This window comes from Reinekea sp. G2M2-21 (assembly GCF_015687175.1).
In the GTDB taxonomy this organism is placed as follows: domain Bacteria; phylum Pseudomonadota; class Gammaproteobacteria; order Pseudomonadales; family Natronospirillaceae; genus Reinekea.
Genome location: NZ_JADPQG010000001.1, coordinates 681,285 through 700,504, shown reverse-complemented (window position 1 = coordinate 700,504; position 19,220 = coordinate 681,285). Strand labels below are relative to the sequence as shown.

16 protein-coding genes and 2 tRNA genes are annotated in these 19,220 nt (G+C 47.5%); 6 read left to right on the top strand and 12 right to left on the bottom strand.

Annotated elements, in window-relative coordinates; all coding sequences use genetic code 11:
* Position 1 precedes the first annotated feature (1 nt).
* Entirely contained in the window at positions 2–154 is a 153-nt protein-coding gene (locus IYN85_RS03245; RefSeq protein WP_196157397.1) for a periplasmic nitrate reductase, NapE protein, read from the bottom strand.
* Between the two features lie 164 nt (positions 155–318).
* On the opposite strand from IYN85_RS03245, the gene IYN85_RS03240 reads away from it, so the two are divergent.
* Genes IYN85_RS03240 through glp form a run of 3 tightly spaced genes read left to right on the top strand, consistent with a single transcriptional unit; the run spans position 319 to position 3,886 of the window.
* Positions 319–2,010: a type IV pili methyl-accepting chemotaxis transducer N-terminal domain-containing protein gene (locus IYN85_RS03240; RefSeq protein ID WP_196157396.1), complete on the top strand. Its 1,692-nt coding sequence runs from the start codon at positions 319–321 to the stop codon at positions 2,008–2,010.
* Positions 2,007–2,648: a two-component system response regulator NarL gene (narL, locus tag IYN85_RS03235; protein WP_196157395.1), complete on the top strand. Its 642-nt coding sequence runs from the start codon at positions 2,007–2,009 to the stop codon at positions 2,646–2,648. The genes IYN85_RS03240 and narL overlap by 4 nt, the downstream gene beginning before the upstream one ends.
* An 8-nt stretch (positions 2,649–2,656) precedes the next feature.
* The gene (gene glp, locus IYN85_RS03230; RefSeq protein ID WP_196157394.1) at positions 2,657–3,886 is read left to right on the top strand and encodes a gephyrin-like molybdotransferase Glp; all 1,230 of its coding nucleotides are present in this window, start codon (positions 2,657–2,659) and stop codon (positions 3,884–3,886) included.
* A 23-nt stretch (positions 3,887–3,909) separates the two neighbouring features.
* On the opposite strand, the gene IYN85_RS03225 is transcribed toward glp, so the two are convergent.
* Positions 3,910–5,772 (bottom strand): tetratricopeptide repeat-containing diguanylate cyclase, encoded by a 1,863-nt coding sequence (locus IYN85_RS03225; RefSeq protein WP_196157393.1) that lies wholly within the window; start codon positions 5,770–5,772, stop codon positions 3,910–3,912.
* Positions 5,773–6,238: 466 nt separating this feature from the next.
* On the bottom strand, positions 6,239–7,234 hold the full coding sequence (gene gap, locus IYN85_RS03220; protein WP_196157392.1) for a type I glyceraldehyde-3-phosphate dehydrogenase: 996 nt from the start codon (positions 7,232–7,234) through the stop codon (positions 6,239–6,241).
* A 385-nt stretch (positions 7,235–7,619) separates the two neighbouring features.
* Here gap and IYN85_RS03215 point away from each other — a divergent pair, with 385 nt between their 5' ends.
* Complete coding sequence (locus IYN85_RS03215) at positions 7,620–7,883, top strand: hypothetical protein (RefSeq protein ID WP_196157391.1); 264 nt, start codon at positions 7,620–7,622, stop codon at positions 7,881–7,883.
* A gap of 783 nt (positions 7,884–8,666) precedes the next feature.
* Here IYN85_RS03215 and IYN85_RS03210 read toward each other — a convergent pair.
* From IYN85_RS03210 to IYN85_RS03185, 6 genes are all read right to left on the bottom strand, one after another.
* The gene (locus tag IYN85_RS03210; RefSeq protein WP_196157390.1) at positions 8,667–9,278 is read right to left on the bottom strand and encodes a carbonic anhydrase; all 612 of its coding nucleotides are present in this window, start codon (positions 9,276–9,278) and stop codon (positions 8,667–8,669) included.
* A gap of 181 nt (positions 9,279–9,459) precedes the next feature.
* Positions 9,460–10,704, bottom strand: a complete 1,245-nt coding sequence (gene prpF / locus IYN85_RS03205) for a 2-methylaconitate cis-trans isomerase PrpF (protein ID WP_196157389.1) — start codon at positions 10,702–10,704, stop codon at positions 9,460–9,462.
* A gap of 1 nt (position 10,705) precedes the next feature.
* Positions 10,706–13,315 carry a Fe/S-dependent 2-methylisocitrate dehydratase AcnD gene (gene acnD, locus IYN85_RS03200; RefSeq protein ID WP_196157388.1) on the bottom strand — a complete coding sequence of 870 codons (2,610 nt, stop codon included), beginning with the start codon at positions 13,313–13,315 and terminating at the stop codon, positions 10,706–10,708.
* Between the two features lie 15 nt (positions 13,316–13,330).
* Positions 13,331–14,455, bottom strand: a complete 1,125-nt coding sequence (prpC, locus tag IYN85_RS03195; RefSeq protein ID WP_196157387.1) for a 2-methylcitrate synthase — start codon at positions 14,453–14,455, stop codon at positions 13,331–13,333.
* 52 nt (positions 14,456–14,507) lie between these two features.
* A complete protein-coding gene (gene prpB, locus IYN85_RS03190) occupies positions 14,508–15,380 on the bottom strand; it encodes a methylisocitrate lyase (protein WP_196157386.1) in 873 nt (290 codons plus the stop codon).
* Positions 15,377–16,045, bottom strand: coding sequence for a GntR family transcriptional regulator (locus tag IYN85_RS03185; RefSeq protein WP_230390455.1), 669 nt, complete (start codon positions 16,043–16,045; stop codon positions 15,377–15,379). Before IYN85_RS03185 ends, prpB begins: the two co-directional genes overlap by 4 nt.
* A 304-nt stretch (positions 16,046–16,349) precedes the next feature.
* On the opposite strand from IYN85_RS03185, the gene IYN85_RS03180 reads away from it, so the two are divergent.
* Both IYN85_RS03180 and IYN85_RS03175 read left to right on the top strand, forming a co-directional pair.
* Positions 16,350–16,664 (top strand): helix-hairpin-helix domain-containing protein, encoded by a 315-nt coding sequence (locus IYN85_RS03180; protein WP_196157385.1) that lies wholly within the window; start codon positions 16,350–16,352, stop codon positions 16,662–16,664.
* Positions 16,665–17,021: 357 nt separating this feature from the next.
* Entirely contained in the window at positions 17,022–17,555 is a 534-nt protein-coding gene (locus IYN85_RS03175) for a peroxiredoxin (protein ID WP_196157384.1), read from the top strand.
* 695 nt (positions 17,556–18,250) lie between these two features.
* Here IYN85_RS03175 and IYN85_RS03170 read toward each other — a convergent pair.
* The 3 genes from IYN85_RS03170 to IYN85_RS03160 all read right to left on the bottom strand — a co-directional run bounded on the left by IYN85_RS03170 (position 18,251) and on the right by IYN85_RS03160 (position 19,163).
* A tRNA-Pro gene (locus IYN85_RS03170) sits at positions 18,251–18,327 on the bottom strand.
* 6 nt (positions 18,328–18,333) lie between these two features.
* Positions 18,334–18,423: transfer RNA gene (locus IYN85_RS03165), tRNA-Ser, on the bottom strand.
* A 146-nt stretch (positions 18,424–18,569) separates the two neighbouring features.
* The gene (locus tag IYN85_RS03160; RefSeq protein ID WP_196157383.1) at positions 18,570–19,163 is read right to left on the bottom strand and encodes a nitroreductase family protein; all 594 of its coding nucleotides are present in this window, start codon (positions 19,161–19,163) and stop codon (positions 18,570–18,572) included.
* Positions 19,164–19,220 lie beyond the last annotated feature (57 nt).

The following is a 19,220-nucleotide window of genomic DNA, read 5'->3' as shown; positions in this document are numbered from 1 at the left end:
ATTAGTAAGTACCAGTGCCAAACAATAATTGCGACATCCAGATGATAAAGCCGTATCCACCCACCAAAGCTACGGATAACAGGGGAAACAGAAAAACGGCTATAAACAGAAAAGCCTTAAGTTCGCTATTCTTGGCACGGGTTTCAGATGACATGAAGACCTCACTAATTCAATACATTGTTGACATTATTCTTACGGTCTTCATCTTAGTGGGGTACCAGCTTTTCTGCGTACCTAGTAGGGGGTACCTCCATTGTCTGACGTCAACCGTTAGGAGAATCCGCTTCATGAAGCTGTATTTTTGGGTAAACTGAGGACATGTTGAAATTTACTCGTTATCCGATTGCCATATCGCTGACTTTAGGCCTGATTCTCGTCGCCTCGCTGTCTATTCTTGCCAGTCTCTATTCGATCTGGATGACCACGGTATTGTCTGGTGATGCTGGAGCCGTCAACGTTTCAGGCTCTTTGCGGATGCAGTCTTATCGAATTGCGTTTGCCATAGCGCAAAACGCCCCTGCCACAGAACGTCAAGCTTTGCTGGCAGAATTTGAACAAAGACTGACATCACCGCAGCTGAAAGGACACATACCCAGCACAGAACCCGAGCTAAACCAGCTATTCAGTCGTATTGAGTCTCACTTTCTGACCATGAAACACACTGCCCTGCATCAACCTGACACCTATCTGAGTGAAGTTGCCGCCTTTGTCGCAGATATTGACAGACTGGTAGCAAGCTTGGAGAAATGGTCCGAAGGCAAAGTTAAGCGACTGCGCCAGCAACAGGTTGTCATTAATGGCTTTACTCTATTCGCAGCCAGCTTATTCACGCTGATCATTTTCTTCCGAGTGGTTTCACCATTGCAGGCCTTGATGCGGACCGTGATCAATATCAGTCAGGGCGATCGCAGTGCCCGTGCCAGTTATGACCGAAATGATGAATTCGGCGAGTTGACCACAACGTTCAATAAGATGGCGGATGAAATAGCTGATGTACACAACTCACTTGAAAACACAATTCACGTGCAGACTCAGGAACTGTATCGCAACAATCAGATTCTGGAATTTCTGTTCAGCTTAAGCCAGGCGCTCAGCATCGAACGTCCTGATATCACCCAATTGAAACAAAGAACAACCAAGGACCTGAGCGCACTGTGTCAGCCCTGTGAGATCTATTGGACAACCAAGGATACTTTCTCAGACGAACATCAGTATGTGGTGAAGTGCACATCAGACCGTACTCACTTAGTATGCCGCTTTGCAAGCAGCCTCCCTGATTGGCAGGTCCGCATTTTAAATACCGTGGGCGAAATGTTCGACAACGCCAATAACCGGCTAGGCAGTCAGGCCAAAGAGAATCGGATCGCACTGTTAAATGAACGCTCCTCTATTGCTCGTGAGCTGCACGATTCTCTGGCACAACAATTGAGTTATCTTAAAATTCAAATCGTTCGCTGGATCAAGTTGCGCGAGCGTAACGCCGACGACGCGACCTTGGACGCGATTGTCCATGAACTGCGCGAAGGCTTGAACTCAAGCTACCGAAAACTGCGCGAACTGCTGGTCACCTTCCGTGCTCATTCGGATGAACCCGGACTGATACCCTCTGTTAAGTCCGCCGCAGATGAGATCAACCGAATATCACAACAAACCAAAGTACACCTGTATATCGATGAACAATGGCCACAAGATCTTGCTCCCAGCCAGGAGATCCATTGTATCCACGTGATTCGCGAAGCGTTAACCAACGTCATCAAGCACGCGCAAGCCGAAAACGCGGTAGTTTCGCTAAAAGTAAGGGACGATGGTGATCTGGAAATTAAAATCAACGATGACGGCATCGGTTTCGATGTTGAACTGGAAAAGCCCATGCACTATGGCTTGAACATCATGCGCGAACGCGCTGAACGAATCTCAGGCAAGATTCAGTATCAACGTCTGAGCTATGGTGGTGCTGGCGTTACCCTGTCCTTTAAACCAGACTATATAAAAGAAGAAGCCAATCCATGACCGATATTATAATCATTGACGATCACCCAATGCTGCGTAAGGGGCTCTCGCAGCTACTGGAATTAGAAGATGAGTTTCATCTGGTGGCTGAAGTGGGTGATTCCAGAAAAGCACTGGAAGTAGTTCTGCAACATGAACCAGACCTGATATTGCTGGATTTGAACATGCCTGGACAGGACGGACTGCAAACACTGAATCAACTAAGGGATGCCGGGGTCGATTCGCGGATCATCGTTTTTACCGTATCCGACGACCAAGCCGATATTCACAGAGCTATTCACAATGGTGCTGATGGTTACCTGTTGAAAGATATTGATCCCGAAGAATTTCTGGCCTCGTTAAAACGCTGCATGAACCATGAACAGGTTATCAGTCCGGGAATTCAGGATGTTGTCCGTAGCGCTTTGGCAAAACGGTTGCCGGAAAATCTACATCCCGCAGTGCAATACTTAACAGACAGAGAAAAAGAAGTGTTGCGGCTGATTGCCGGAGGGCTCAGCAACAAGGCTATTGGCAATCAGCTGACCATTGCCGAAGGTACGGTGAAAGTTCATGTGAAACGGGTCTTGGCGAAACTCGGGCTTCGCTCTCGGGTCGAAGCGGCCATTTTCGCTCATGAACACGCAAAAGAATTATAGGAATTATTATGAGTTGTTGTGATCAACCCGGCCTAATGCCATTAGAAACCGGCTTACAAATGTTACTGGCAGCTGTTACTCCGACTCTGGAAACCGAAAAAGTGTCTCTGCAGGAATGCGCGCATCGGGTTCTGGCAGAGGATGTTTTTGCCCAAGCACCTGTTCCCGGATTTGATAACTCAGCAATGGATGGTTATGCCATTCAACGAAACGGGGTCGAATGCGACATCGCTTACCCAATTCAGGGCAAATCATTTGCTGGCAAACCCTATACGGAACAGATAAAACCTGGGCACGCGATTCGAATCATGACCGGTGCCGCCATACCACCGGGAGCAGATTGCGTCATCATGCAGGAAAACACGGTGGCGACGGATTCAGAAGTCACTTTTAAAAAGCTGGCCAACGTCGGCAACAATATTCGTAAACAGGGCGAAGATATTCCGCCCGGTCATTTGATTCTCAACGCAGGATGCGAACTCAAAGCGGCTCATCTTGCGCTTCTGGCCAGTGTTGGCTGCGAAGCGGTAACGGTCTATAAGAAAACCCGTGTTGCGCTATTATCGACCGGTGATGAATTGAAAACTCCTGGCGAAGCACTGGCTTTCGGCGACATCTATAATTCAAACGGTCCCGCGCTGACCGTAATGCTCAACAACTTAAATGTTGAGTTAATAGACTACGGCGTTATTGAAGACGATCCAGACCTGTTCAGGCAGGCGTTTCTTAAAGCTGATCAGGAATGCGACTTCGTCATCACTTCCGGGGGTGTCTCAGTAGGAGAAGCGGATTACACCAAAGACATACTGGAAGAAATAGGTCAGATAAATTTCTGGAAACTGGCCATTAAACCTGGCAAACCCTTCGCATTCGGTGAATTGCCAAACAGCTACTTTATCGGCCTTCCGGGCAACCCGGTCAGCGCAATGGTTACGTTCCATATACTGGGCAGTCAAGCCATTCGTCAGCATCAACATCTCGGCTGTCGACGCATGCCGGCATTGCAGGCTGTCAGCTCAACCGCCATTCAGAAGTCACCCGGACGGATGGATTTTCAACGTGGCAAATGGCAATGGAATGGCAAGGCGGCGGAAGTCGCATTAACCAAAACAGCTCAAGGATCACACATTTTAACAAGCCTAGCCGACGCCAACTGTTATATCGCACTGGAAGAAGATAGAGGAGATGTTGCGATGGGTGAAACAGTCACAATCTGGCTCTTCGACCAGCTCATCTAGGACGTATATGGACGCCCCAAGGTTCAAGAATGGGGATTGTCGGTTGAAAGATCCGCGTGATTGTCTCGTTGTTTCTTCCTGGCTTTGGCTTCATACATACGTAAGTCGGCCAGGGACAACTGTTTACTAAAGTAATGGGCCTCCGCAATGCAAGCGGCACCGTAACTGACGCCCGCCATGCTGAAGCCCGTTTTCTTCAGTTCTTGCTCAATATCTTCGAATATTGCCGCTAAACTTTGTCTTATATCAGTATCGGATGTAATCACAAATTCATCGCCACCAATTCGATACAGTTGAGCGGAATACTCTTCCAGCTTCAGCTGCAACTGCTGTACGAATGTCTGTATCAGTTTATCACCCGCATCATGACCGAATTTATCGTTATAAAACTTCAGATAGTCGATATCCGCCAGTACCACACACGCAGGAACGTTATCTTGAGTATCTCGCGACAACGCGAGGCGGTTTCCAATTTTTGTCAGAGGATCCTTTGTGGAAATCTCATCCAATACAGAATTTTTTCGACGCAAGTTCAACAAAGCCAGACTGATCAGCCAGGTTGTCGTGATCAACAATAAAACCAATGACAACAAAAAGAACAACACCAATTTAGTGCGCTTTTCCTGTTCCTGTTGGAGAGACAATTGCAGCTGAGCGGTCTGGGCTTGTACCTTCGCTTTTTCGACATCATATTGAGCGGATATTTCGGCAATAGCGCGTTGATTCAACCTCTTCTGCTGCTGTTTATACAAAGTCACATACTCCTCATAACTCTGTAACGCTTCCTGAATTAGCCCTGTTCGCTTGTAAGCATCAACCAACCAAAGGTATCCATCGAGAAGCACATGATTACGAATATCAGAGGATCCATTGATAGCCTGGTTTAACAGATTAATCGCAGCGTCCAATTTCCCCGTCCTCAATTGTTCAAAACCTAGGTGCAACCTGGCTTCATTCAGATAGTCCTCATTACCAATTTTTTGCGCGAGTTGGTAAGTTTCATTCGCCAATACAGAGTATTCTTCATATTCCTGTATTGCCTGCAGAACCTGTAAATGAATCAACGAAAAAAACAGGAAATAGTCTTCGCGGGGGTCGACCGGGTTGTCCAAATACTCGTGTATTGCCCGATGGGCATCTTGGAACCGATCTAATTTTAAGTACGTCTTGGCCAATAATCCGGCGACGTAACTGCGTGCATCAAGGCGCTGCTCCGGAAAAATGGCAATGGCTTTTTGTAAATATTCAAGGGCACTTTGGTAATGCTCTGCTTCGAGAAATGCCTCACCAACAATGACCTGAATCGTAAATATAGACGGATGATGCTTATCAAGTCTTTTAAAAATGGTTTCTGCGCTATAGAAGAAAGGTAGTGCCTCTGAGACCCGCTGCTTTCGGACCAGTAACTGACCGTAAATATGCAGTAGATTGGCTTTTGAAGTAAGACCGAACGTTTCATTTGCGGACCAAGCCTGCACTCTGTCCAAATGCGAACTCAACAGGTCAAATGCAACCTGAAATTCTGCGAAAAACATCAGATCGTAGCTCAGAATCATATATAGATAATTCAGTTTTTCCTGCTGCCAGTCAGAAAAGTCGGCCGTGGCCAGCTGATTCGCAAACTGAAGAGTAAGTTCATGCCTTTTTTGCTGCCGAACCATAGTGCTGAATTGAGACATTTCCTCATTAAACTGGTCGAGCGGCATAACCTCAAGTGCCCCAAATACCTCGATCAGCTTATTTTTTGGCAACAGATCCTGAGCAAGCAACTCAGCAAATAACGGGCTGTTACTCACATTACCTTCTGTTTCACCCAAGGCACTACCCAGCAGCAATATGCTCAGTAAGAGCCATAGCCAAGTTGAACGAACACATTGCCGATTCATGCAATACTACCTTCTCGCTCACCAGCTCACGACTAATCCATTGTGCTGAGACGTGCAGCAACAGGATGACATCGATAAACCAATTTAAACTGGGATTTATGGAAACTCGCTGAAAACTCAGCGACCAGAACCCAATCATAAACCGAATAGTCACAATTTTGACAGGGGTATTCTGATTATAGAATTAGTGGGTTTAAAAGCCAGTCTCGACAGCAATAAAAGCCTGGCTCTGATCAGTATGGTCAAACAACAAGGGTTTGCAACAAAATGCTCATCAGTCCTAAACGATCTTAGTTCACGCGTTGAGTCTCATGAAAAACGCTGATGGGTCGAAAGAAGGTTGAAATTGTTGGCACGGGGACAATACGTTCCAGTCAGCGCCAAAATATGAAATACCGAATCAGGATATCTTTAGGCGAAAAAAAACCGCGCTATTTGCGCGGTCTTATCTACATCACGTTTGAACTTACTTGCTGATGTGAGCAGCCAAGTCCAATACCTTGTTTGAGTAACCAATTTCGTTATCGTACCAAGAAACCAGTTTCACGAACGTATCTGTCAATGCAATACCAGCAGCTGCGTCGAATACTGACGTTTGTGTCTCGCCAATGAAATCCTGAGAAACAACAGCATCTTCTGTGTAGCCCAAAACACCAGCTAACTCAGCGCCAGAAGCACGCTTCATTTCAGCTTTGATTTCTTCGTAAGTTGCTGGTTTTTCCAGGTTAACGGTCAAGTCAACAACAGAAACGTTAGCTGTTGGTACGCGGAAAGACATACCTGTCAGTTTACCATTCAATTCAGGAATAACGACGCCTACTGCTTTCGCTGCACCAGTTGATGATGGAATGATGTTCTGAGAAGCACCACGACCACCGCGCCAGTCTTTAGCAGAAGGACCATCGACAGTTTTCTGAGTTGCGGTGGTGGCGTGAACAGTGGTCATCAGACCATCTTTAATGCCCCACTTATCGTTCAGAACTTTGGCAATCGGTGCCAGACAGTTAGTTGTGCAAGACGCGTTAGAAACGATGTCCTGTCCAGCATAAGACTCGTGGTTAACACCCATAACAAACATTGGAGTAGCGTCTTTAGAAGGACCGGTCAGTACAACTTTCTTAGCGCCAGCTTCGATGTGCTTACGAGCAGTCTCATCAGTCAGGAAGATACCCGTTGCTTCAGCTACAACGTCCACACCCAGATCGCCCCAAGCTAGGTTTGCTGGATCACGCTCCGCAGTCACCCGAACTTTTTTACCGTTTACAATCAGATGACCATTGTCAACTTCAACAGTACCGTTGAAACGACCGTGTGTAGAGTCGTATTTCAACATGTATGCCATGTAGTCAACATCAATCAAGTCATTGATACCAACAACTTCAATATCGTCGCGTTCACAAGAAGCGCGGAAAACGAAACGACCAATACGGCCAAAGCCGTTAATACCTACTTTGATAGTCATGGGCTTTATATCCCCTGTTTGCTGTGTGATTTGAGTGAATTAATTTGGTAGTAAAATTACAAAATTCGAGGCAAAGGTCAAGCACCTGAGGGGGTTTTGTTGCCCTAAATCAAGTAAATTTTCGAAAGTATACTACATTCCGGTTACTTTCTGACCAAATAACGATCACCAGTTTAGACGGGAACTCAGGAAATGCGAATCCAGCGGTGGCGTTCAGACCGGCGTTAGGGAAAAATGAACTCAAGCGCGAAAGACGACCATGATCAGCATTCGTTTTCGTATCACAACATAGGTTCGGAATGAGCAACACGCAGTGGCAGAAAAATTTGAGACGATGGATCTAATTTTTGCCCCTCAAAACAACGTCTATTCTTAATCGAGTACCATGACCACCGAAGAAACTATGAACGAAAAGAAACCTAATAAACCAGAACAGTACACGGAATCATTTGCCTTTATTCAGGCGATGTTTCAACAACCCGCGAATCCAGTTGAGAAACTAAAACGCTCTATGATTTTTGGTATGAAGCTGGTTGGAGCAATTGCACTCTCACTGCTGCTCCTATTTGCGGTGTGGTTATTAATATCCTTTGATATCGGGGCTATATCCTTGACGGAACAGGGTCTAAACATACCCAGACGCCCGTAGCGCCTTCACCGTGACACTTGTTTAGTGACTGCTCAACGTGGATTCCCTCAAAGAATTTCTTAATCTTCAATGTACTCCGGCTTTGTTGTCGGACAGAGCTCTACAAAGCTTCGTAGCTTTTTAAGAGTTGGCATTAGGCGAACAGGCAAAAAATTCTATCGCAGAGGTAAACTGATACACTCTGAGTCTCAGAGCCATAAAAGCGACTGATCAAACCTTCTTTCAAAAGCTCTAGGGTAACTCTGAATAATTGCTATCTACCCCAGCGGGTGAAGAAATGCGCAAAATTCGAGGCAAGTTCTGCAGGCAATATTCATTATCTTAGCAAAGGACTTAACAAAGAAATTTGGCATTTCAGGCCCGCCTTCAGGGTCCTTCAGAGCGATGAATGAGCTTTGTTGTGTGTTTTGAAAAGAACTTCCCATTCCCTGCAACACACGCCTTGCTCTACCATCGAACTGATAGGACTGAGGTGATTTGAATTAATCAAAGTTGCCCTAGTGTCCTGAGTCAGAAGTTCGCATGAATTCAGCGTGCCATTCAAGCTTTATAGTTAGGCGTGTCTCGTAGTCAATGGTTGTTCCATTGACAAGAGGCAGAACAACGCTATAGAGCTTTAATGTCGCGTCCGAAGGGAGTTAGTAGTAAACGCTACTACGGCGTTGCTCTTCTTGAAAAGATCTCGATATTCTCTACAAAGAGCGCCTTGTACTAGCGCTTACCGTTAGCTCTGAAACTTTACGAACTTCCGACTCGGGACACTAGTATTCAACCAGTAACAGTTCAGTCGAGAAAATCGACGACACCAGTTTCTATCGAGTACTGCGCGCCAATCACCTTAAGTTGACCGCTTTGCACTCGCTGTTCCAGGCTCGGAGACGAGTAGCGAATTTGATTTACAGAGGCACGAATGTTTGCCCGAACGGCGTACTTGGCAAGATTTTCAGGATCTTTCGACAGATCCGTTTCGTAGAGTGTTTCTAACGATGGGCGTATTCGTGAGACGATTGAATTCAAATTATGCGAATGCTTAGCGTCTGGATTCTTCAGTGCCTCCAATGTAGCCTGAATTGCACCACAGCTGGTATGTCCCAAGACGACGACCAAAGGCGTATCATACGACTCAACCGCGAATTCAATACTGCCCACCTGCGACGGCGCAACAATATTTCCTGCTACCCGGATCACGAACAGATCACCCAGACCATGATCGAAAATAATCTCTGCTGGTGCACGGGAGTCGGAACAACCAAGAATAATTGCCCATGGGCTCTGACCACCCACCAAATCGGTTCGGCGCTGCACATTAACAACTTCACTGTACCGAGATTGACCATCGACATAACGCCGGTTGCCAGATTGCAGTCGTTCCAAAGCTTCGTCAGAGGTAATCATGAATAGGGAGTCTTCTTATAGCTAATGTCATTCGAAAAACCGACCTTAGCTGGAATAGGAAAAAACACAAGACACTTTACGTCAGCTCATTCGTGAAAATCGCTCAACAAATCCCGAAAACTGTTGCTACCAGCAATGGTAAGGCACGTGAGTCACGACAACTAAGCCTCAGCAGGCGGGCTCATGAATGGATGTCTAATGATGACCAATGTCCTGACGATCTATGTCTTGATCTATCGATAGCGGGCATTGGCACTCTGACAACACCTTCCATCAATATTCGTGCACTTCGACTCATAACAACTTTTTCAACTTGCCATTTTCCATTGTTCAAGTTCGCTTGCGCCCCCACTTTCAAGGTGCCTGACGGGTGTCCAAACCTGACCGACTGGATTGTTTGCTGACCGATAACATCATTGACCAGCGTACCGGGGACGACTGCAGCCGCCGCGATTGATACGGCTGCCGTGCCCATCATGGCGTGATGGAGTTTCCCCATAGACAACGCCCTGACCACCAAATCAATATCTTTTGCCAACACAGGTTTTCCGCTGGACGCAACATAGTCCTGAGCTGATCCGATAAACGCGATTTTCGGTGTATGTTGACGTTGTGCGGCTTCTTCATGAGTTGCAATTAACCCCATTTTAACGGCACCAATGGCACGCAAAACTTCAAACTTTTCTAACCATTCCGGGCTGGAATTAATATCCTCCTGCAACTCCGTTCCGGTTAATCCAAGATCTGAAGCTAAAACAAACACGGTCGGAATACCGGCACTAATCAGCGTCACCTTTAATCGCCCACCCGGTACAATATCTTCGGGAACCTCCAATTCATCCTGCAGATTACCGGTTGGAAACAATGCGCCTTCGCCATCTGCCGGGTCTAAGAATTCCACGGCAATTTCAGCGGCTGGGAATGCAACACCATCCAACTCAAAGTCACCTATTTCCTGTACAACCCCATCGGATATCGGCACTCGAACCACAATGGTTTTCTGTATATTGGCCTGCCATATGCGGACCGGAAAATGGCCGTTTTCAAGCTGATCGCGCAGATCCACCAACTGTTTCTCAATGGCAAAACTGCCTACGGCTGCGGTCAGGTTTCCGCAATTTCCGCTCCAATCAATGAACGGTTTATCGATGGAGACTTGGCCAAACAGATAGTCCACATCGTGGTTGACCCGACTGCTCTTGGATACGATTACCACCTTACTAGTGCTGGACGTAGCACCGCCCATACCATCGGTATGCTTTGCATAAGGATCTGGGCTGCCAATCATGCGAATTAACAACGCATCACGCAGAGGTCCCGGTTGTTGTGCCCAGGGAGGAAGATCCTCCAGAGCGAAGAATACGCCTTTACTGGTACCGCCACGCATGTAGAGCGCCGGTATTTTAATCTGTGCTGAATCTGCCATCTTACTGAACCTCTGATGACTGCAAAAAGTCCTGAGCGAAGCGCTGTAAAACCCCGCCCGCTTGGTACACAGAAAGTTCTTCCGCGGTGTCCAGACGACAAGTCACATTCACCAAAAAAGTTTCTCCGTCTTTCCGGGTCACGCGTAAATGCACCGATTCTCGTGGTGCAATTTTGCCAAGTACATCGTAGGTTTCGGTACCGTCTAACCGATACGTAAGGCGGGTATCACCATTCTGAAATTCAAGCGGTAAAACGCCCATGCCCACCAGGTTGGTTCGATGAATCCGTTCAAACCCTTCCGCAACAATGGCTTCAACGCCTGCTAAACGAACGCCTTTCGCGGCCCAATCGCGAGACGATCCCTGACCGTAATCCGCTCCGGCGATAATGATTAAGTTCTGTTTACGTTCCATGTAGGTTTCTATGGCTTCCCACATCCGCACCTGTTGACCTTCCGGTTCCAATCGCGCCAAGGAACCCTGCAGGATGTCACCTTGCTCATCGCGACACATTTCATTGAGCAGTTTCGGGTTAGCAAAGGTTGCGCGTTGCGCGGTCAGGTGATCGCCCCGATGGGTTGCGTAGGAATTAAAATCCGCTTCTGGTACGCCCATACGCGTGAGATATTCCCCCGCCGCACTGTTCGCTAAGATAGCGTTCGACGGTGACAAGTGATCCGTAGTGATATTGTCTCCCAACACAGCCAGTGGTCGCATACCTAGCAATGTCCGTTCGCCTGCCAAGGCGCCTTCCCAATAGGGTGGCCGGCGTATATAGGTGGATTGTGGACGCCATTCGTACAACGGACTGCTAGCACGCTGTGCAGCGTCCAGATTGAACATTGGAATATACACTTCATTGAATTGCTCAGGTTTAACATGAGCATTCACGATGGCATCGATTTCTTCGTCGTCCGGCCAAAGGTCGGACAGATAAACCGCTTTCCCCTCTGAGTCGTAGCCAAGGATATCTTTCTCAATATCAAAACGGATAGTACCGGCAATAGCATACGCCACGACCAAAGGAGGCGAGGCTAGAAAGGCCTGTTTGGCATAAGGGTGAATTCGCCCATCGAAGTTCCGATTCCCGGAAAGAACCGCCGTAGTGTAAAGATCGCGTTCGATAATTTCCTGCTGAATGTCGGGAGACAGCGCGCCACTCATCCCATTACAGGTGGTACAGGCGTAGGCCACAATGCCAAAACCCAGATTCTCCAGTTCACAGAGCAAACCAGCGTCTTCCAAATACAGCCGTGCCACTTTTGATCCTGGTGCAAAGGACGATTTAACCCAAGGTTTACGCACCAGTCCAAGTTTATTAGCGTTACGGGCCAACAGCCCGGCAGCAACCACGTTACGGGGATTAGACGTATTGGTACACGAGGTAATGGCCGCAATAATAACTGCCCCATCCGGCAATTTACCGTCACGTTCATCCCGTTGAGCTTGCGCCAATTGTCCGGCGATACCCTGTTCGTGTAACTGACTCGTGGGTAAACGCCGATGTGGATTGGAAGGTCCTGCCATGTTACGAACGACGGAAGATAAGTTAAATTCCAGTACGCGTTCATAGACCGCACCGTTCATATCATCAGCCCAGAGACCGGTGGTTTTCGCGAAGGTTTCAACCAGTTTGACCTGCTGTGCACTGCGTCCAGTCAACTTCAGGTATTCAATGGTTTGCTCATCAATGTAAAACAGTCCTGCTGAGGCGCCAAACTCAGGCGTCATATTGGAAATGGTTGCGCGATCACCGATCGTCAACGCTCGAGCACCTTCACCAAAAAACTCCAGATACGCCGAGACGACCTTCTGTTGTCTCAGAAATTCTGTCAATGCCAATACAATATCGGTCGCGGTTATGCCCGGCTGTCGTTTGCCAGTTAGCTTCACACCGATCACATCGGGCATCCGCATCATCGAAGGTCGCCCAAGCATGACAGTCTCCGCTTCCAGGCCGCCGACGCCGATGGCAATCACACCTAAGGCATCAACATGCGGTGTGTGTGAATCCGTACCTACACAGGTATCCGGGTAGGCAATACCGCCGCGACTTTGTACAACAGGTGACATCTTTTCAAGATTGATTTGATGCATGATGCCATTGCCGGCCGGAATCACATCGACATTCTCAAAAGCGGTTTTGGTCCACTCAATGAAATGGAATCGGTCTTCATTGCGGCGATCTTCTATCGCCCGATTTTTGTCAAAGGCATCAGCTTCAAATCCGCCATGTTCAACGGCCAGAGAATGGTCGACGATCAACTGTGTCGGAACGATAGGGTTCACCCGTGAAGGATCGCCACCCTGCTCAGCTATTGCATCCCGTAATCCAGCCAGATCAACTAAAGCCGTTTGCCCTAAAATGTCATGGCAAACCACGCGTGCAGGATACCAAGGAAAATCCAAATCCTGGCGACGCTCGATCAATTGTGTGAGGGCATCTGGCAACAACGACTGCTCACATCGTCGAACCAACTGTTCCGCCAGAATTTTTGCGGTATACGACAGAGTGTCATATGCATTTTCTTTAATATCGTTGACCGCGGCACGGGCATCAAAAAAATCCAATCCGGTATCGGCAAGTGATTTGCGATAGTGTGAATTCATAGTTTCCACCGGTCTTTAACGTTGGTTTATTGGAATATAGTCTCGGGCATCGGCACCGACATAACCCGCGCTCGGGCGAATAATGCGATTATTGGCTCGTTGTTCTTTCACATGAGCGGCCCAACCGGAAACCCGTGACATAACAAAAATCGGTGTAAATAAATCGGTTGGGATACCCATATGGTGGTAGGTCGAGGCATGATAAAAATCAGCATTGGGGAACAGCTCCTTTTCGCGCCACATAACCTGTTCACAACGCTCAGAAATATCAAATAACGTCATGTCTTCAATCTGTTCAGAAATCTTGCGCGACCATTCTTTGATAACGACATTGCGAGGATCACTTGTGCGGTAAACAGCGTGACCAAAGCCCATAATTTTGTCTTTACGTGCCAGCATGGCCATCAACTTCTGTTCGGCATCGTCGGCGTCTTTAAAAGAGCTGATCAGCGCCATGGCGGCCTCATTGGCGCCGCCATGAAGCGGACCACGCAACGTACCAATGGCCGCCGTTACCGAGCTGTAGATATCAGTTAAGGTACTGGCCGCTACCCTTGCCGCGAACGTTGATGCATTAAATTCATGTTCAGCGTAGAGAATTAAAGATGCCTGCATCGCCTGAATGTGAAGTTCTGAGGGTGCCTTCTGTGTCAACAATCTTAACCAATGCTCTGCGATAGAGCGTCCCTCGGACAGGGTTGAAATTCTGGTGCCGTGAAAATGAAAGTGGTACCAGTAAGCCATGATGCCCGGAAACTTGGCCAACATATTGATGATGTGCTGATCCTGTTCTGCAAAGTCATTTTCAGGTTCCAATGTACCCAGTGCGGAACATCCGGTTCGCATAACATCCATCGGATGAGCAGACTTTGGAATTCGCTCCAAAATTTCACACAAGGCTTCAGGCAATTGACGGTGAGCGGTTATCGCTTGCAGATAATCGGTAAGTTGTTTCTGCGTCGGTAACTCACCGAATTGCAACAGATACGCAACTTCTTCAAAACTGGCATTCGCCGCCAGATCGGCAATATCGTATCCACAATAAGTCAGTCCACTGCCCGTCACACCGACCGTACAGAGTGATGTTTCGCCGGCAATCTGTCCTCTGAGTCCGGCGGTACTGGTTGATTTAGCTACCATGTTTCTCTCCCGTTCTTTTTTATTTTTTTACGAACTTTTCTATGACGGAAACTCAGTCATTTTTGGCGAACAACGCATCGAGTTTTTGTTCGTATTCGTGATAATTCAGTACATCGTACAATTCCATTCTTGTTTGCATGGTATCGACGACTGCTTTCTGATCACCATGTTCAAGAATGCTTTGATAAACATTCAGTGCTGCTTTACTCATGGCTCGGAACGCGCTGAGCGGATATAACACCATCGCACAGCCAACGTCGGCTAATTGCTGTTGATTAAAAAGCGGTGTTTGCCCGAATTCGGTGATATTCGCCAACACAGGAACCGATAGTGCATTGGTGAAAGCCTGATAATCTTCAAGGGTATGAACAGCTTCCGCAAAAATACCATCGGCACCTGCGTCGACACAGGCTTTGGCTCTCGCAAGGGCTGCGTCCAGCCCTTCTTGAGCAAACGCATCGGTACGGGCCATAATGAAAAAGTCGCTGTCCTGCCGCGCATCCACACAGGCTTTGATTCTGTCCACCATTTCCGCTTGCGACACAATCTCTTTATTGGGTCGATGGCCACATCGCTTTTGCGCGACCTGGTCTTCGATATGAACGGCGGCAACACCCGCACGCTCCATTTCCCGAATGGTTCTGGCAATATTGAAAGCCCCACCCCACCCTGTGTCTATATCCACTAATAAAGGTAAATCAGTCGCCTGAGTAATACGGCTGGCATCCGTGACAACGTCGTTCATGGAAGTCACACCCAAATCCGGTAAACCGAAAGAGGCATTGGCGACACCGCCACCAGACAAGTAAATCGCTTTGTGCCCCGCGCGCTCCGCTAACATGGCCGTGTAGGCATTTATTGTTCCGACAATAGGCAGTATGGAATGGTCGTGTATGGCTTGACGAAAACGTTTTCCGGCATTCATACTTTTTCTCCTGTTAAAGCGCTTGTTAGACGTGACTCCAATGCCCGTCGGGCAGCAGAAATGTGACGTTTCATTAGCATGGACGCCAGTTCACCATCTCGGTTCACCAGCGCATCTAGAATATGTTGATGCTCTTGCAAAGCCTTTGAAGGCCGGGAGCGATATTGCGCGGTCTGAAACCGATACATTCTGACCCGGTGATACAACTCATCGCACAACAATTGGATTAACCAACTATTTCGAGAGCATTGAATAATCTGAAAATGGAAATCTAAATCCGCATCCTGATCGATATAGGCTTCACCATCGTGCTCTGTCAAAAACTGACGATGCCTCTGAAGCAGACTCTGCAAATGCTCCATATCATCTTGCGTCATATGTTGAGCAGCCAGCTCGCAGGCCAAAGCTTCAAGGCTTTCCCTTAACTGGTAAATTTCGATCAACTCAGCAATATCGAAAGAGACTACCTGTGCCCCGACATGTGGCACTTTTTTAACCAGCTTTCGGCTTTCCAACCGCTGCAAAGCTTCTCGTAATGGTCCTCGTCCACAATCCAGATCCTGAGCCAAGTCGGTTTCCCGCAGGCGACTACCGGGCGCAATAGTCCCGCTGACAATTGCCTCCAACAGGTGCTTATAAATTTTATCGCTGCGAGTGATTTCCATATTGTTAACAATTTATCAAGACAATCGCAAAATACGACGAATCGAACGGAATAACAAGTCAAAATTGTTAACAATTAGTCGCATCAAATGAACTCTCGAAAAAAACTTAACGCTTTTCGCGACACCAATATTGGACTCAACAAAACAGCCCAATAGCAAAATGCTCACCCAAAGGAACACTATATTAATACTTATCAATATATATTTTATTTAAAAGAATTTAAATAATATTCTTTATCTCGCTTTAAGGATGTAGCAAAACATTGAATGTACGAATCACTACTCAATTAAGGACAAAGAAAAAATGAAACAAGTCATCACCCTGTTATTAGCTGTCTTTACCTTGGCGTTTACGGCACCTGTTTTTGCCGATGCCAACGACTCAGCAAGCTCATCTGAAGCGGTTGTGCTGTATGTCGACATCAACACAGACAGTGCTGAAAAAATTGCAGACCTTTTAAAAGGTGTTGGTCTGAAAAAAGCACAGGCGATTGTCGAGTATCGAGAAGAATTCGGCCCGTTCAGCGCAGTTGAAGATTTGCTGAATGTACCAGGCATTGGACCGTCAACTCTTGAAAGCAATAGAGCAGCCATTCGTTTAGGCGAAACCGAAGGCTGATAAAAGAAATACAAGGATTAGGGAATATTTAAGGAGAGGCAGCAGGATGCTGACTCGAAAAGGAATTCTTGAAAGGACTCTGGGACCCGGAATCATGCAGTATCCGGGACCAACCATCACAGCTAAAGCACCATAACTTTTACCGCTCAATCCATGAATGCCCACGTCACTTTATCTAAATACGTCTATATTGTTTCGACGCACATAGCTACCCATACGCCTCTTAGCGGCATACTTTCCCACCAATAATTCCAGAATTGACAAACCTCTGTAACCTTCAGCGACCTAAAACTCATCCGAAATTATCAGCATCGCGTACGAATAGGCTGTTTTTCGTTACTATTTTGGATATATCAAATGCGCTTAACCGCACCCTTGAACGCAATAACCTTCGCCACCAAAGACGTCTATGGAAAAGCCCTTTCACTGCAGGAATTGAAAGGCAAAAAAGTCATTCTGAGTTTTTTCAGAGACGCCGCCTGTCCTTTCTGCAACTTCCGAGTCTATGAATTCACGCACAAATACAAAGCATGGCAGCAACAAGGCATTGAAGTGATTGCGGTATTCAGCTCGCCTGCGAATGAGGTACGTGAACACGTCGCCCGATACCCACGACCTTTCCGACTGGTTTCTGACCCAGATTTATCCATTTACAACAAATATGGTGTTGAAAAAAGTGCCAGCGCTTTGTGGAAAGCCCTACTGTTCCGATTTCCGCGCATTCTGAAAGGGATCATGAAAGGCGGACGCCCAAAACCAAACCCTCACGTCACACTGGTTCCAGCTGATTTTCTGATCAACGAAAAAGGGCAAATCGAAGATACCTGGTATGGACGCAACACTAGCGATCATATTCCATTGGAACGAATTGACGCATTCATTAAAGGCTGATGGCGCCTGCTAGTCTCGACAACCCTGAACACAGCGCCGATGGTTGCATGACCCTCCGACGAGTGACATCCTAAAGTTCAAACTGCGCTTGTCGGGAGCCTGCCCGTCTATCGTATTTTCTTGCTATTGTGGCAAGTTTAGATTCTAACTGAGAGGTTGGTCGGCGCAGTGGATTCGACCTGGTCCGCAGACGGCCCGACACTCGTCTTTTCTTTGAATTCTCACAGGGAAGTTGGTCGGAGCAGAGGGATTCGACCTGGTCCGCAGACGGCCCGACTCTCGCGTTTTCTTTGAATTCTTTCAGGGAAGTTGGTCGCAGCAGAGGGATTCGACCTAGTCCGCAGGCGGCCCGACTCTCGCGTTTTCTTTGAATTCTTTCAGGGAATTTGGTCGCAGCAGAGGGATTCGACCTGGTCCGCAGGCGGCCCGACTCTCGCGTTTTCTTTGAATTCTTTCAGGGAAGTTGGTCGGAGCAGAGTGATTCGACCTGGTCCGCAGGCGGCCCGACTCTCGCGTTTTCTTTGAATTCTTTCAGGGAAGTTGGTCGCAGCAGAGGGATTCGACCTGGTCCGCAGGCGGCCCGACTCTCGCGTTTTCTTTGAATTCTTTCAGGGAAGTTGGTCGGAGCAGAGGGATTCGACCTGGTCCGCAGGCGGCCCGACTCTCGCGTTTTCTTTGAATTCTTTCAGGGAAGTTGGTCGGAGCAGAGGGATTCGAACCCCCGACCCTCTGGTCCCAAACCAGATGCGCTACCAAACTGCGCTATGCTCCGACAAATTGGCGGTGAGTGAGAGATTCGAACTCTCGATACGATTTCTCGTATACACGCTTTCCAGGCGTGCTCCTTCAGCCACTCGGACAACTCACCGTTTTGCTGCGTTAGCCAACTCTGTTTCCGTTGTTTGAGCTACAAACAACGGAAGAAAACAGCGTATTGTCAAACGAGGCGCGCACTCTATCGAAAAAAATGGCGAATTTCAAGGCTTTTGTCGTGTAAAAACAACAGCTTACGGTCTACTTTTTCGCAAGTTGCACTGCAAGTGAGGTAACAAAATCGTCTTTTTCCAATTTTGGAACCTCTTTATCTTCTGCCAATGGCGTCCCAACATACAGAAAGCCGATGATCTGCTCATTGACGTCTAATTTCATCGCTTCTTTGACGGACTGCGAATAGGCCACATCACCCGTTCTCCATACAGCACCATATCCCTGTGCGTACAGCGCCATGATTAAACTGTGAGCGGCACAGCCTGCGGCTATCTGTTGCTCTAGAACCGGAACCTTGGGGTGATCGCTGATGTGCGCATAACAGATAATAACCAATGGCGCTCGCAACGGGCCGTTTTTAACCTTTTCCATCTGCTGCTCAGATAGCCCAGGAATTTCCTTTTCCAAACCACTAGCCAGGATAGCTCCAAGTTGCTCCCGTTCATTCCCGCGACACTCAATAAAGCGCCAAGGACGTAACCAGGCATGATCTGGGGCCCTGAAAGCAGCGTCATAACAATGAGCCAGCTCCTCGACTGTAGGCATTGGTTCGGTTAATCGAGGGTGTGACACCCGGTTTTTCAGACCTTCCAACAAAGTAAGTTTTTTCTTAATAGTCATCGCCAAGCCAATGATTTTGCTGTCATTTTGCAGTACATTATCACACTAGTTTCTTTT

What these genes read in the sequence shown, in the direction of transcription:
- IYN85_RS03245 (WP_196157397.1), bottom strand. Translation starts at nt 154, where the DNA reads ATGTCATCTGAAACCCGTGCCAAGAATAGCGAACTTAAGGCTTTTCTG.
- IYN85_RS03240 (WP_196157396.1), top strand. Translation starts at nt 319, where the DNA reads ATGTTGAAATTTACTCGTTATCCGATTGCCATATCGCTGACTTTAGGC.
- narL (WP_196157395.1), top strand. Translation starts at nt 2,007, where the DNA reads ATGACCGATATTATAATCATTGACGATCACCCAATGCTGCGTAAGGGG.
- glp (WP_196157394.1), top strand. Translation starts at nt 2,657, where the DNA reads ATGAGTTGTTGTGATCAACCCGGCCTAATGCCATTAGAAACCGGCTTA.
- IYN85_RS03225 (WP_196157393.1), bottom strand. Translation starts at nt 5,772, where the DNA reads ATGAATCGGCAATGTGTTCGTTCAACTTGGCTATGGCTCTTACTGAGC.
- gap (WP_196157392.1), bottom strand. Translation starts at nt 7,234, where the DNA reads ATGACTATCAAAGTAGGTATTAACGGCTTTGGCCGTATTGGTCGTTTC.
- IYN85_RS03215 (WP_196157391.1), top strand. Translation starts at nt 7,620, where the DNA reads ATGACCACCGAAGAAACTATGAACGAAAAGAAACCTAATAAACCAGAA.
- IYN85_RS03210 (WP_196157390.1), bottom strand. Translation starts at nt 9,278, where the DNA reads ATGATTACCTCTGACGAAGCTTTGGAACGACTGCAATCTGGCAACCGG.
- prpF (WP_196157389.1), bottom strand. Translation starts at nt 10,704, where the DNA reads ATGGCAGATTCAGCACAGATTAAAATACCGGCGCTCTACATGCGTGGC.
- acnD (WP_196157388.1), bottom strand. Translation starts at nt 13,315, where the DNA reads ATGAATTCACACTATCGCAAATCACTTGCCGATACCGGATTGGATTTT.
- prpC (WP_196157387.1), bottom strand. Translation starts at nt 14,455, where the DNA reads ATGGTAGCTAAATCAACCAGTACCGCCGGACTCAGAGGACAGATTGCC.
- prpB (WP_196157386.1), bottom strand. Translation starts at nt 15,380, where the DNA reads ATGAATGCCGGAAAACGTTTTCGTCAAGCCATACACGACCATTCCATA.
- IYN85_RS03185 (WP_230390455.1), bottom strand. Translation starts at nt 16,045, where the DNA reads ATGGAAATCACTCGCAGCGATAAAATTTATAAGCACCTGTTGGAGGCA.
- IYN85_RS03180 (WP_196157385.1), top strand. Translation starts at nt 16,350, where the DNA reads ATGAAACAAGTCATCACCCTGTTATTAGCTGTCTTTACCTTGGCGTTT.
- IYN85_RS03175 (WP_196157384.1), top strand. Translation starts at nt 17,022, where the DNA reads ATGCGCTTAACCGCACCCTTGAACGCAATAACCTTCGCCACCAAAGAC.
- IYN85_RS03160 (WP_196157383.1), bottom strand. Translation starts at nt 19,163, where the DNA reads ATGACTATTAAGAAAAAACTTACTTTGTTGGAAGGTCTGAAAAACCGG.